The organism is Clostridium sp. CTA-6, from assembly GCF_054768115.1.
Genome location: NZ_BAAAAU010000019.1, coordinates 14,684 through 28,654 on the forward strand (window position 1 = coordinate 14,684; position 13,971 = coordinate 28,654).

Below are 13,971 nucleotides of genomic sequence, written 5' to 3' on the forward strand. Positions count from 1 at the left end.
AATAAAAAGCCTTATAACAATTAAGTTATAAGGCTTTTGGTACGCCCGACAGGAATCGAACCTGCGGCACGCAGTTTAGGAAACTGCTGCTCTATCCTACTGAGCTACGAGCGCTCATTTATTCTTTTACTTTTAATAGTTTATTACAATTCATGATCATTGTCAAGAATTGTATATATTATAACTTATTTTAGCTATAATTTCAATAATTATAGTTAATACTAAAGTTAATAATTATTTAATTTATGTAGCATATTCTATTGTAGTATAATATATGTAAAAGTAGGAGGTGTATATTGTGATAAACGAATTTAAAAATATACTTTTAGCTGGTATTGGTTCAGCTGCTTATACCTATGAAAAAGCCTCTAATCTAATAGATGAAATGGTTCAAAAGGGTAAAATTACTGTAAATGAAGGTAAAGAATTATCTGAGGAATTAAAAAGAACTGTTGATGAAAATAAAAAATGTAAAAATTCATCTGAAGAAAAACAGCTTACAAAGGAAGATATAATTTCTATATTTAATGAATTAAACTTTGTTAATAAAAATGATTTAAATGATATAAATAATAAAATAAAATCAATTGAAGCTAAAATTTCTGAATTAGAAAAATAATATTAATAAGCCCAACTAAGGTTAGGGCTTTTATTTATACTATAATATAGATAAAAGTTATCAGAGAGGTATTAAAATGTACTTAAGTTCTGTTCAAAGATTTAAAGAAATAATAAAAATATTAGCATTCTATGGTTTTGGTCACATTGTAGATTCAAAATTTAACGAATATAAAGCACCTGAAAACTTAAGAAAAGCCTTTGAAGAGTTAGGACCTACCTTTATAAAAATAGGCCAAATATTAAGCACAAGACCTGATATATTATCAGAGCCTTATATAAAAGAATTATCCAAACTTCAAGACAGTGTACCTGAAGATAATTATAATGATATAAACAAAATATTCTTTGAGGAATTTAATATATCAATAGAGGATGCTTTTTTAGATTTTGATAAAAAATCTCTAGCTTCTGCTTCCATATCCCAGGTTTATTCTGCCAAACTTCATAATAATGAAGAAGTTATAGTAAAAATTCAAAGACCAGAAATAAAAGAAAAAATGAACATGGATTTAGCCATATTAAAAAAAATATTTACTCTTGGAAAAATTAAAACCTTTGATACATTGATAGATCCTAAAGAGGCTATAGATGAGCTAATAAATGCAACTAATTTAGAATTAGACTTTACTAATGAAAAAGAAAATATTAAAAAGTTTAAATACTTTAATAAAAATCTAAAATGCATTTATATCCCTAACACCATAGATAAATACTGTAGCAGTAAGATAATTACTATGGAAAAAATTCATGGTTTTAAGATAACTGATACAAAGTCTTTAGATGAATTAAATTATGATAAAAAGGATGTAGCCCATAAATTAGCTATATCTATATTAAAACAAATTTTTGAAGATGGTTTTTTTCATGGTGATCCTCACCCTGGAAATATTTTCATACGTCAAGGTAAAATATGTTATATTGATTTTGGAATAATGGGTACTCTTACATCTGATTTGAAAAATTATTTAAATGAAGCTATGTTTGCTGTAGCTTTTAAAGATGTAGATAAACTTATATCTGTACTTTTGTCTATTGGAATAAAAAAAGGTTATATAAATAAAAATAATTTATTTGAAGATATAAATTATTTATTTGATATTTATCTTTCTACTCCCTTAAAAAATATAAAAATGTCCTCTATGCTTCAAGAAGTCTTTCAATGTGCTAATAATAATAATATTAGTTTACCTAAAGAATTAACCATGCTTATAAGAAGCTTAATTATAATAGAGGGTATATTAGAAAAAATAGATCCTAATATTCAAATATTAGATATTGCAATTCCCTATGTAAAAAACAATAACAAAATTAATCTTTTTAAAAATATTGATTTGGACGAATTAATATTAAATAGTTATAAAACTGCAGAAGATTTATCAAAAATTCCTACTAAAACTATTCAACTATTAAATAGTATTTTAAATGGTAGATCAAAAATTCAACTTAATGTCAATAATTTAGATAGATCAATTAATGAGCTAAATAGAATGATAAACAGAATAGTTTTTGCTTTAATAATATCTTCAATGATAATTGGATCTTCTTTTATACTTAATTCTAATATTGGTCCTAAATTTTATGATATATCTATAATAGGAATATTAGGATATCTTATTGCAGCCTTTATGGGTTTTTGGCTTCTTATATCTATAATAAAATCTGGTAAATTATAATCTATTTATGAATATTTCCGATATTTCTATTAATTTATTGACATTTATAGCTAATTAAATAATAATTAATTTATCATATTTTACTTAGAAAGAGGTTTTTTAATGATAAAATATTACAATAGAAAAACTAACGATTATGATATAGAAAAAGTTGCAGGTGAAAAATATTTAAATTGGACTTATTCATCACCTATTGGTATGAGTCTTTTAGAAGTTTTTATAAAAAAGAAGTTTTTTTCAAAAATATATGGATTTTATTGTGATAGAAAGTTAAGTAGTAAAAAAATAAATAAATTTATTAATGATTTTGAAATTGATATGTCTTTAAGTGAGAATCAATCAAGTAAATTTAAATGCTTTAATGATTTTTTTACTAGAAAATTAAAAAAAGAAGCTAGACCTATAAAAGCTGATAAAAATATTTTAATATCCCCAGGTGATGGTAAAATACTTGCATATAAAAATTTAAATCTAAATTCAGTAACTGAAGTAAAAGGAATCAATTATAGTTTTTATGAATTAATAAATAATGATTCATTAGCAAAAGAATATGACAATGGAACTTGCCTAGTTTTAAGATTATGTCCCACAGACTATCATAGATTTCATTTTATAGACAATGGTACCTGTGAAAATACTATAAAGCTAGATGGTTTTTACTATTCAGTAAATCCAATTGCATTGTCTAAAATTCCTAGTTTATTTTGCAAAAACAAAAGAGAATATGCTATTTTTCATAGTGAAAACTTTGGTGATGTAATATTTATGGAAGTTGGAGCAACTTGTGTAGGTTCTATAATACAGACCTATAAACCTAATACTAAAATTTTAAAGGGCGATGAAAAAGGTTATTTTAAATTTGGAGGATCTACAGTAATTTTATTCTTTAAAGAAAATACTATAAAAATTGATGATGATGTATTAAATCAAAGTAAATTAGGATATGAAACATCTGTTATAATGGGTGAGCCTATTGGGAACAAAAAATAAAAAGTCTTTCGATAAATCGAAAGACTTTTTATTTATGGTGCACCGGGCAGGATTCGAACCCGCGGCCAACTGGTTCGTAGCCAGCTACTCTATCCAACTGAGCTACCGATGCAAATTTGACATATTTATTTTAACATAAAAATCATTATAAATCAACTTATAATAAAAAGCATTTAACTTTAGAGTTAAATGCTTTGGCGGAGAAAGAGGGATTTGAACCCTCGCACCGGTTACCCGATCTACGCCCTTAGCAGGGGCGCCTCTTCAGCCACTTGAGTATTTCTCCATAGCTTCCTTATATAAAAATGGCGGAGAGATAGGGATTCGAACCCTAGGTACGGTCACCCGTACGCCGGTTTTCAAGACCGGTGCCTTAAACCAACTCGACCATCTCTCCACATTTTTTTAAATTTTTCACTTGAGTACGTAATAAATTATAACAATAAAAAGAATATATGTCAACATATTTTTAAAATTTTTTATGTTTACATGAAAAATCTAAATCTGCTATAAAATAAACTTTTAGACTTCAACAACATTTAATTTGAATTTTTTAGCGATTTTCTTAATATTATTAAGCCCTTTTCCATATCACTTTAACTCTTAACTGATGCTAAAAATACTATAACAGCTGGTAGAAAAATTCATTAAATAGTTTTCTTAATATAAAAAAAGCATTTAACTTTAATGTTAAATGCTTTGGCGGAGAAAGAGGGATTTGAACCCTCGCACCGGTTACCCGATCTACGCCCTTAGCAGGGGCGCCTCTTCAGCCACTTGAGTATTTCTCCATAGCTTACTTACATAAAAATGGCGGAGAGATAGGGATTCGAACCCTAGGTACGGTCACCCGTACGCCGGTTTTCAAGACCGGTGCCTTAAACCAACTCGACCATCTCTCCACATATTTAACTTCATAACGAAAATTATTATAGCATTATAATTAAACTTTGTCAACGTAGATTGTATTTTTAATATCTATTTTTCTCATTGATTTTTTATAATATTTTAGTATATCATATTTGATTATTAAATATAACTTAAATAAAATATAGTTTTTATAGAATTTTATTTAACTAATAATAAAAACACTATTAAATTTTATCACAATAAATCAATTTAATAGTGCTTATTTTAAATTAAATATATATAAATTACTTATAACAAATAATATTCAATTATTTTATTACTTCTCTTCCTCCCATATAAGGTCTTAACACTTCTGGTATTGTAATTGATCCATCTTCATTTTGATAATTTTCAAGTATAGCGGCAACAGTTCTTCCAATAGCAACACCTGATCCATTTAATGTATGAACGTATTGTGGTTTTGCTTTTGCATCTTCTTTATATCTTATATTAGCACGTCTTGATTGGAAGTCTTCAAAGTTACTACAGCTTGATATTTCAACATATCTATTGTAACTTGGCATCCAAACTTCTAAATCATATTTTAATGCAGCTGTAAATCCTAAATCACCTTTGCATATTCTTACAACTCTATATGGGATACCTAATTCTTTTAATACTGTTTCAGCATCATTAGTTAGTTTTTCTAATTCTTCATAAGACTGTTCTGGTTTTGTAAATTTAACAAGCTCTACTTTATTAAATTGATGTTGTCTAACAAGACCTCTTGTATCTCTACCTGCTGAACCTGCTTCTGACCTAAAACAAGCACTATAAGCTACATGTTTTAATGGTAATTCATCACCTTTTAGGATTTCATCTCTATATAAATTAGTTACAGGAACCTCTGCAGTTGGTATTAAGAAGTAATCGTCCTCTGAAATTTTAAAAGCGTCTTCTTCAAATTTAGGCAATTGTCCTGTTCCTATCATGCTTGTTCTATTTACCATGTAAGGTGGTAATATTTCAGTATAACCATGTTTTTCTGTATGAGTATCTAAAAAATAAGATATTACAGCTCTTTCTAATCTAGCTCCTAATCCTTTATAAAAAGTAAATCTTGATCCTGTTACTTTTCCAGCTCTTTCAAAATCAAGAATATTTAAATTTGTTCCTATATCCCAATGAGCTTTAGGTTCAAAATCAAATTTTGTTGGTTCTGACCAATTTCTTATTTCTACATTGTCCTCATCTGTTTCTCCATCTGGCACTTGTGGATTTGGTATATTAGGTATTCTAAGCATTATATATTGTATTTTTTCATCTATTTTAGCTAAAGTAGCATCAAACTCTTTTATTTCTTCTGATAAATTTTTCATTTCAGCTACTATATTAGAAACATCTTTTCCTTCTCTTTTTAGCTTAGGAACTTCAGAAGAAACTTGATTTCTCTTACTTTTTAAAACCTCAACTTTAACTAAAATATTTCTTCTTTCCTCATCTAATTTTAAAACTTCATCAATTACAGTTACATCAAACTTTTCGCCTCTATTGTTTAATGCTTCTTTTATTTCATTTGGATTATTTCTTATTCTTTTTAAATCTAACATAATATTTTATTTATTGGATCATCCAATAAATACTTCCTCCCTTCAGATTTTGTAGTTTTATAATATAATAGAAAAAGCCCTTCGTTTCCCTATAAAAGGGACGAAAAGCTCCGCGTTGCCACCCTAATTGATCATAAAATGATCCTCTCTTAATTATAACGGTTATCCGTACTGTTTTTATAACAGTCCCTCAGAGGTGGATTCACAATATAAGGTTATTAACTTACACCAGCCGTTAACTCTCTTAAAACTTCATATAGCTACTGCTCCTCTTCACAGGTTTTAATATTTAATTATAAACATAAATTTAATAAAATTATACAAATACTATAGCTATATGTCAATAGCATTTGTTAATTTTAGCTAACCCTTTACTCATTAATATTTTTAATAGCTATTATATCTACTCCAGTGTTTAAAATATTTTTACAAATTACATCTCCAATTTCTATAGGATAACCTACATATAATCTACTTAAAGCTTTAGAACACTCTATCCATAAAGATTTTTCTATAGGCTCACTACTTTTTACTGGTAATACATTATGTTTAGATCCTTTTATCCTGACTAATGTAGTAAAAATATCCTTAGTAGTATTAACATAATTTTTAGCATAATCTATTCCTAAATTACATTGGTTACCTTTTATAGTATTATAATTACTATTGTAAAGAGATATTATACATTTTTTATTGCATCCATTACAAATAAATTCTCTAAGCACCTTTATTCCTCCTAAATTAAATTGTATCAAATTCTTTAATTCTACAGGGTATAATTTTAGAATTTTTTGAATCTTTAACTATATCTGTCATAAATTTATTTGTTTCTCTAGCTAATATCGATGCAACTTTATTTAAACAATAGGCTCCCTGACAACTACCAAAAGCTGCTCCTGTCCTTCTTTTTATTCCCTCTAATGTTCGTGCACCTAAAGGCCTTCTTATTGCATCTATAATTTCTCCTTCTGTTACTTTATTGCAAGCACATATTATTTTTCCATACCTTTTGTCCATATTTATAATTTTATTTCTTTCTTCTAAAGACAACTCATTAAATTTATAATAATCCCTTCTTTTATCTATAAACTCTTTCTTTAGTACACATTTTATATTGCTAACTATAGTATCTGTAACAATCTTTGCTATATAAGGTGTCATCGTTACTTGTCCATAATGATTGACTATAACTTTTATATATCCCTTATCTATTAAACTATCATCTATCACTATACTATCATCATAATATGGAAATTGATAAAAATTATTTATATCCATCTCATTTATTTCATCTAAAATCAAAGCAGACACATCTAATGTATTTTTATAATTTATCTTTTCATAAGTATCTACTGCTAAAACCATACTGCCTTGAACCGTTGGTACAGCTAAAATTTTTTTTATATTTTCATTATTACCTAGCTTTACTACTATATTATTAAATTCTTTGATCGAATTTTTTTCTATCAATAAATAATTTAAATTACTTTTTTTATAATTTCTTTTGGTGTCTGAATATATTCCAAAATTTTCATCAGGGGTTGTATTTATAACTATATTACAGTTAAATTTGTTTTTATTAGTTATAATTTTATATCCTTTAGATAGTTTTTGTATTTCTAAAACCTGTTCTTCTAATTTAAAATTTACCCCATTATCAAAGGCAATTTCCCCATAAGATATAGCTAAATCAAAAGGTGCTATAGATGCTGTATTGCTAGAATATAATGCCTTTTTAAAATCTATATTTAAATTTGGTTCTATTTTTTCTACCTCATCCTTAGTTAATATTCCTATATTTTTTATACCTCTTTTTAAAGCTTTTTTATACATATTTTCTATATTAGATACTTCATTATCATTTTGGGCTATTATTAATGACCCTGTTTTTTTAAATGGAATTTTAAATTTTTTAGCTATATGTTCCATTAATTTATTACCATTTAGTTCCAAATTAGCTGCTAAATCATCTTCACATTCCACTCCATCATACACTACAGATGAATTTATAAATGCTACATCGTCTGCTATGTCATAATCCTTTTCTATTAAAGCTATATTTAAACTATATTTTGATAATTCATAAGCTAATGCACATCCAATTATTCCCCCACCTAATATCATAACATCATAATCCATTTTTTATCAGCCTTTCTCTCCATTTTAATAATGTATAATTATTAAAGATTTATTAGGTATATTTCTATATAACCACTTTGAATCCTCCATAGGTACTCTTATACATCCATGAGATGTAGGAAATCCTAATTTGTCTTTTTCTTCTTCTATTATATTACCATTTTTGTCTACAGGTATAGAATGAATTAAATAATTTGCAAAAAATTTAATATAGTATCTACCACCTTGATTATATTTGTTACTATAAAAATATTTACCCTTATTTGTAATATAAAAAATACCTAACGGAGTTTCTGTATCTTGTTTTCCTATAACTCCTGTTGAGCATTTGATATTTTTTATTATTTTATCGTTTTTATATACCCTTATCTTTTGATCTATTAAGTCTACATCTACTTTATATTCAGTATTTTTATGTAAAATTCCTTTAAGATTTTCTTTATTTTTCTTAATCCATCCTTTTCTTCCTAAATTTCCTTCTTCACAAAATATATATCCATTTTGCTCCTTATAGCTAACAATTATATCATCTTCATATAAATAATATAATACTTCGTTATTAGAATCAAAATTTTTATATACTGGTACTTTATTTTTATTTATATAATAAGTTTTTTTAAAACAAGTATTAGATGAGAATACTGACATTTCATTTCTATCCACTTCACTTTTATTTATTTCTTTTGTTTTATTGTCTAACTTATTAGTTGTGCTTACATCTTTCTTTGTATGTATAAAGCAAGGTATAAATAATAATATTAAAGTAAATATAACAATATATACGCTTTTTTTAAATTTCAAATTTAATCACTCCAAATTAATTTTCTATATAATGTTATTATTTACATATAAATGATAATTTAATCAAAAAACAAATAAGAACCCCATATAAATATATGGGGTTCTTTACAGATATTAATCATAGTTATTATATCTTTTATTTTATACTATTTAATATATTGCCTAATTCATTTATATTTTGTCCATATTTAGTCCAGTCTCCATTTTTTTGAGCTTCTATGGCTTTATTATAATATTCTTGAGCTTTTTTCAATTTTGAATCATCTATAGTCTTTGTACTATCCTTTTCATTTTTATCATTTACTTTGTTATCTTTAGAATTAAATATTTCTTTTATACCTTCCTGAATACTAGATGATAAAACTAATTTATCATTATAGGATAATATTACTCTTTTCATTTCTGGTATACTATTTTTACCACTAGCTCGCAAATATAGTGGTTCTATATAAAGAAGAGAATTTTTTATAGGTAATATTATAGTGTCTCCATATTGCACCTGTGAACCTTCTCTATTCCATAATGATAATTCCTTAGATATATTAGTATCTTGATTTATTTTTTGTTTAAATAAATATGGACTATATACCGTTTTGTCTGATGGAAGTTTATATAATATTTTTTTACCATATTGCTCTCCATCCATTCTTGCTCCAAATAAAGCTATCATATTATCCTTTTTCATTACATTAAAATAATTCAAAAGTACCATTTCTTCCTTATTTTGCTCTGGTAATTTCATAATTATATAAGGAGCATCATTTGTATTTGTTTCTCCTTCAACATGTTTTTGATCCTTAGATACTTCCCATAGATCTTCACCATTATAAAACACGCCAGGATCTTTTACATGATATTTTCCTAATACTTTGCTTTGAATACTAAATAGATCTTTTGGATATCTAAAATGTTCTCTTATTTCTTTAGGCGCATCTTTTTCTTCTTTAAATAATCCCTTAAATATTTTAGCATAATTATTAACTATAGGATCCTTTTTATCTGTAATATAAAAATTAATATCTCCATCTACAGAATCTATTACTACTTTAGCTGAATTTCTTATATAATTTATATTATCGTAAGGCTCTGAATAAGGATATCTATTTGTAGTAGTATAAGCATCTATTATCCAATATATTTTGCCATTATATATAACCATATAAGGATCATTATCATAAGTTAAAAAGGGTGCTATTTTTTTTGCCCTCTCTACAATATTTCTATTTATTATTATCTTACTATCTCTTTTTATATCCTTTGATAAAAGAAAATTAATATCTTTTTTATTTATAGCAAATAATAATCTATTAATAAAGCTCATTTTTATCCCTGCATGTCCATTATATTTATTAGTTTTATTAGAATCTTCTTTAGGATAATCAAATTCATTTATCTTAGTGTTTACTATAACATAGTCATTAGTCTTTTCTCCAAAATATATCCTAGGATTAGTCAATTTTATATTTGTTTTATTATAAGGTGGTATATCTTTTATAACAAAGTCAGGTTGTCCTTCACTTGTTACAGAATTTACTTTATTCATAACTGCTCCAAAGCCATGTGTATATATTAAGTGTCTATTTTGCCATGTATTTGGGTTCAAGGCATCTGTATCTATTTCTCTTGCAGCTAGGAATACTTGATTGTATTTTCCATTTATATTATACCTATCTATATCTATGTCATTAAAAGTATAGTAATATCTTATTATTTGAACTTGATTATAAAATTCTAATGTAGGTTTAAAAGAATTTATTCTTACGTTATCTATACTTGCTTTGTTATCTGTAATATCTTGCTTTTGTAAATCATTTTTAATATCAAAATCTCTTATTTCAATATCATCTAATGCAAAAGCTTTTCTTGTTAAATCTATATTATTTTTTATATAGGGTTGCTCTAAAGTTTTTTCATTTGATTTGACTATAAAGTTTTGTACTAAAAAAGATGCTATATTTTGTGATACTATCAAAAATATAGTTATACCTATACATATGCTTACTGGCTTAAATTTACCTTTTACTATACTTAATAATGTTACTATAGATGAAATTAGTGTAATTACTACTATTATTTTATAGAATAATAAAGTAGCGTGAACATCAGTATAGCTAGCACCAAAAGATACTCCATTAGAGCTATAAACTAAATTCCATATTTTTATTAAATGCCCAAAGGATATAAATAAAATTATAAGACCAGATACAATAGCTAATTGTTTTCCTGCAAAGGATTTTATGCCATGATTTATATTTTTTAAATTTATATCCTTTTTGCTTTGAATTTTATATTTAGCTTCTAAAATAAAATAAGCTATAAATGTTGTTATAACTAAAAATAATAATAAAGAAATTATAACTTTATATAAAGATTCAAAAAGTGGCAACTTAAATACATAAAAAGAAACATCTTTAAAAAAGATAGGATCTTTTACATTAAAATCTACAGAATTATTAAATTGTAATATTCTATACCAATAACTACTTGAAAATATATAAGCTAAAAATATAGATACTATAAAGTTAAAAATAAAAAATAATTTTTTCCCATAATCTTTTTTATTTAATTCTATATCTATTATACTTTTATCCCTATTTATCATAAGGCTTTTATAATACATCCATATAGATATAAAAAATATTATAAATATAGGAATCATTAAAATAATTATAGCTCTCATTTTAGTAAAATATATTGTTAAATAGTTTACTTCTTTAAACCATTTTATATTAATAATAAAATTTATTATTTTATTAAAAAATGCTATAAATAAAATTATTATGATTAATGGTATAAACAATGCTTTTTTATTTTTCATTTTATCACCTACCATTTCTATTTAAAAATCTTCCAATCAAAGAATATTTAGTTTCTATAGCTCCCTTAGGGCAAAGTTCCTGACAACAAAAACATCTTATACATTTTTTCATATTCCAAACTGGTATTTTTTTATCTCCCTTTTTTATCATATCTATAACATATGGTTTTTCGGGACATACTTCAGCACATCTACTACATCCTATGCACTTTTCTTCTATTAAAGTAGGATCTGGTGCAATAATATCTTTTAAAAAATTTGTAACTTTAGGATTTATAAAATAAAAATCCCCACCTTCTCTACAAAGTTTAAAATCATTTACAGCCATGCTATCTATTTTTTCACCTAATACCTCTATGTCCTTTAAAAAAACACTTCCCCAATTACTATCATAGGCTTCTTTTAATACAGGAATTTCTAATGGATTATCATATCCTATTATTTTAACAGCAACGGAATCCACTGCTGTAAGGCTATTTCCCATTATAATTGTATTAAGGTTATAGGGACTTCCACTTTTAGGGCCATTTCCTTCCATAGCTATAATTCCATCTAATATAGCAAAATCAGTTTCTAGCAATGTATTTAAATCTAATAACATTTTACAAAAATTATTTGCATTAGGCATTCTTGTATGCCAAGTGGCTTTTAATGTTCCTGGTATACATCCAAACTGATTTTTAACTGCACCAGTAAAGTAAGCCATAGCATGTGTTTTTAATTTAGGTAATGTTATTAATACATCTGTTTCATAAGCTGCTTTTGCTATAGTCCATGATCTGCACAAAATAGAATTATCACAGCTTACATTAATAGATTCTTTAAAATCTTTAAATGCTATATCATATTTTTTTGCTATATTGAGTAATCCACATTTTTCAGCTGCTCTTTTAGAATCTCCAAATCCAGGGGAATCTCCAAAGGATATGTTACTAGAATAATCTCTTAATATTCTTATTACTGCTTCGAAAACTACACTATTAGTTACTACTGGAGAACCTTCATTTTCAATACTAAGCATATTAGGTTTTAAAAGAATTTTGCTATTATAAGGTATAAGTTTTTTTAAAAAAGAGTCTCCTCCTAAAAGCTCAAATCCATTTCTTATAGTTTTTTCTACTTTTTTTAAATCATATTCATCACATTTTAAAAGGGCTACTTTATCCATCTTATATTTCCTCATCTACTAAATAATTTTTTTTGTTTAATTCTTCTATTATTTTATTCATTATATCTTCATTATCTGAAGATATTGTATGCAAGTGAATCCCACCAGTAAGTATTAATAAAGGTTCTGCTTTATTGTTTTGTATATTTTTTATAAAATTATCTATATCATACATGGATTTTATCATCAGCATTGCTTTTATTTCTCCATATACAGGATGTTCTACTACCACATCTTCTACTATTCCTCCAAATTTAATTATAGTCTCCAACTCGTCTTTTATATCCTTACTATCATGACATACAGCTATAATTCTTCTTATTAATTCTTTATTTTCATTAGGTATTAAATAGCCTTCAGGTGTAGCAATTATATTTCTACCTGACGCTCTTAAAATAGCTATATCTTTTACTATCACCTGCCTTGTGACACCTAATTTTTGTCCCATTTCATTACCTTTAATAGGTTTATTATTTTTCATTAACATATTTTCAATGCTTTTTCTTCTTTCTATTGAATTCATAATATCACCACTTTATTAATTTAAATTATCACTATATATTAATAAACTTAATTCTTTATTTATAATATTTTCATCATGATGGTTTTTAACTAAAAATAACATTTCTTCACTATATTTATTATATTCTTTTAAAATGCAATATCCTAAATAAGGATGATTATAATGAACATAAACTGATTTAATATTTTGAAATTTTTTTATTCTAGAATTCGTAATTTTATCCATAATTACTATTATGCTTTTTTTTATAATATCAACTTTATAATTTAATTTTCCTATATCATGTAATAAAGCTACCTTTATAAACTCATTTTTTGTGAGATTATATTTACCTTCTTCATATAATTTTTCTATATCATAAGCTACTTTTATAGAATGCTTTTGTTCACTTATAGATAATTTATTGAAAATCTTTAATTCCTCATTATCTAAGTGCATATTTATATATACTATGTCTTCATATTCCAATTTAGCAGTAGCATTCCAGTGAAATTGTTTAATTCTATATACTATTTTATTAAACCTCCCTATTTAAATAATCTTATATTATTAGTTTACAATAAATTTCTTGTTTTTTAAATGGATATAAAAAAATAAGATACTTATGAAAGTTCATAAGTATCTTATGTTTAATGGTGGAGATAAGGAGATTCGAACTCCTGACCCCCTGCTTGCAAGGCAGGTGCTCTCCCAACTGAGCTATACCCCCAAATGGTGGACCTTCAGGGACTCGAACCCCGGACCTACCGGTTATGAGCCGGTTGCTCTAACCAACTGAG

General features: G+C 25.7%; 11 protein-coding genes, 7 tRNA genes and 1 other annotated feature. Of the genes, 3 read left to right on the top strand and 15 right to left on the bottom strand.

Translation table 11 applies throughout. From position 1 onward, the window contains the following. Nucleotides 1-37: 37 nt before the first annotated feature. Nucleotides 38-114: transfer RNA gene (locus ACYUDJ_RS20825), tRNA-Arg, on the bottom strand. Between the two features lie 184 nt (nucleotides 115-298). On the opposite strand from ACYUDJ_RS20825, the gene ACYUDJ_RS20830 reads away from it, so the two are divergent. The 3 genes from ACYUDJ_RS20830 (at nucleotide 299) to ACYUDJ_RS20840 (ending at nucleotide 3,284) form a co-directional block, all read left to right on the top strand. Continuing rightward, nucleotides 299-619, top strand: a complete 321-nt coding sequence (locus tag ACYUDJ_RS20830; protein WP_003482831.1) for a phasin family protein — start codon at nucleotides 299-301, stop codon at nucleotides 617-619. Between the two features lie 76 nt (nucleotides 620-695). Further along, nucleotides 696-2,294, top strand: coding sequence for an ABC1 kinase family protein (locus ACYUDJ_RS20835; RefSeq protein ID WP_003482829.1), 1,599 nt, complete (start codon nucleotides 696-698; stop codon nucleotides 2,292-2,294). A 102-nt stretch (nucleotides 2,295-2,396) separates the two neighbouring features. Then, nucleotides 2,397-3,284, top strand: coding sequence for a phosphatidylserine decarboxylase (locus ACYUDJ_RS20840; protein WP_043030855.1), 888 nt, complete (start codon nucleotides 2,397-2,399; stop codon nucleotides 3,282-3,284). A 35-nt stretch (nucleotides 3,285-3,319) separates the two neighbouring features. Here the strand turns inward: ACYUDJ_RS20840 and ACYUDJ_RS20845 are convergent. The 14 genes from ACYUDJ_RS20845 to ACYUDJ_RS20910 form a co-directional block, all read right to left on the bottom strand. Further along, nucleotides 3,320-3,396, bottom strand: a tRNA-Arg gene (locus ACYUDJ_RS20845). Between the two features lie 83 nt (nucleotides 3,397-3,479). Further along, nucleotides 3,480-3,570 (bottom strand) — tRNA-Ser (locus ACYUDJ_RS20850). A 20-nt stretch (nucleotides 3,571-3,590) separates the two neighbouring features. Further along, nucleotides 3,591-3,681: transfer RNA gene (locus ACYUDJ_RS20855), tRNA-Ser, on the bottom strand. A 303-nt stretch (nucleotides 3,682-3,984) separates the two neighbouring features. Then, a tRNA-Ser gene (locus ACYUDJ_RS20860) sits at nucleotides 3,985-4,075 on the bottom strand. A gap of 20 nt (nucleotides 4,076-4,095) precedes the next feature. Next, nucleotides 4,096-4,186 (bottom strand) — tRNA-Ser (locus ACYUDJ_RS20865). 276 nt (nucleotides 4,187-4,462) lie between these two features. Beyond that, nucleotides 4,463-5,743: a serine--tRNA ligase gene (serS, locus tag ACYUDJ_RS20870; protein ID WP_460290024.1), complete on the bottom strand. Its 1,281-nt coding sequence runs from the start codon at nucleotides 5,741-5,743 to the stop codon at nucleotides 4,463-4,465. Nucleotides 5,744-5,836: 93 nt separating this feature from the next. Beyond that, nucleotides 5,837-6,029 (bottom strand) — a binding site (T-box leader). An 85-nt stretch (nucleotides 6,030-6,114) separates the two neighbouring features. Further along, nucleotides 6,115-6,468 carry a DUF1667 domain-containing protein gene (locus ACYUDJ_RS20875; protein ID WP_040108828.1) on the bottom strand — a complete coding sequence of 118 codons (354 nt, stop codon included), beginning with the start codon at nucleotides 6,466-6,468 and terminating at the stop codon, nucleotides 6,115-6,117. A gap of 16 nt (nucleotides 6,469-6,484) precedes the next feature. Beyond that, on the bottom strand, nucleotides 6,485-7,882 hold the full coding sequence (locus tag ACYUDJ_RS20880; protein ID WP_003482823.1) for an NAD(P)/FAD-dependent oxidoreductase: 1,398 nt from the start codon (nucleotides 7,880-7,882) through the stop codon (nucleotides 6,485-6,487). A 24-nt stretch (nucleotides 7,883-7,906) separates the two neighbouring features. Further along, nucleotides 7,907-8,683, bottom strand: coding sequence for a L,D-transpeptidase (locus ACYUDJ_RS20885; RefSeq protein WP_003482821.1), 777 nt, complete (start codon nucleotides 8,681-8,683; stop codon nucleotides 7,907-7,909). 136 nt (nucleotides 8,684-8,819) lie between these two features. After that, nucleotides 8,820-11,501, bottom strand: a complete 2,682-nt coding sequence (locus tag ACYUDJ_RS20890; RefSeq protein ID WP_045516658.1) for a UPF0182 family protein — start codon at nucleotides 11,499-11,501, stop codon at nucleotides 8,820-8,822. Between the two features lie 4 nt (nucleotides 11,502-11,505). Continuing rightward, on the bottom strand, nucleotides 11,506-12,669 hold the full coding sequence (locus ACYUDJ_RS20895) for a DUF362 domain-containing protein (protein ID WP_042384043.1): 1,164 nt from the start codon (nucleotides 12,667-12,669) through the stop codon (nucleotides 11,506-11,508). 1 nt (nucleotide 12,670) lies between these two features. After that, entirely contained in the window at nucleotides 12,671-13,192 is a 522-nt protein-coding gene (locus ACYUDJ_RS20900; RefSeq protein ID WP_003482815.1) for a transcription repressor NadR, read from the bottom strand. Between the two features lie 15 nt (nucleotides 13,193-13,207). Next, nucleotides 13,208-13,660, bottom strand: coding sequence for an HD domain-containing protein (locus ACYUDJ_RS20905; RefSeq protein WP_042384039.1), 453 nt, complete (start codon nucleotides 13,658-13,660; stop codon nucleotides 13,208-13,210). Nucleotides 13,661-13,825: 165 nt separating this feature from the next. Then, nucleotides 13,826-13,901, bottom strand: a tRNA-Ala gene (locus tag ACYUDJ_RS20910). Nucleotides 13,902-13,971: the final 70 nt, after the last annotated feature.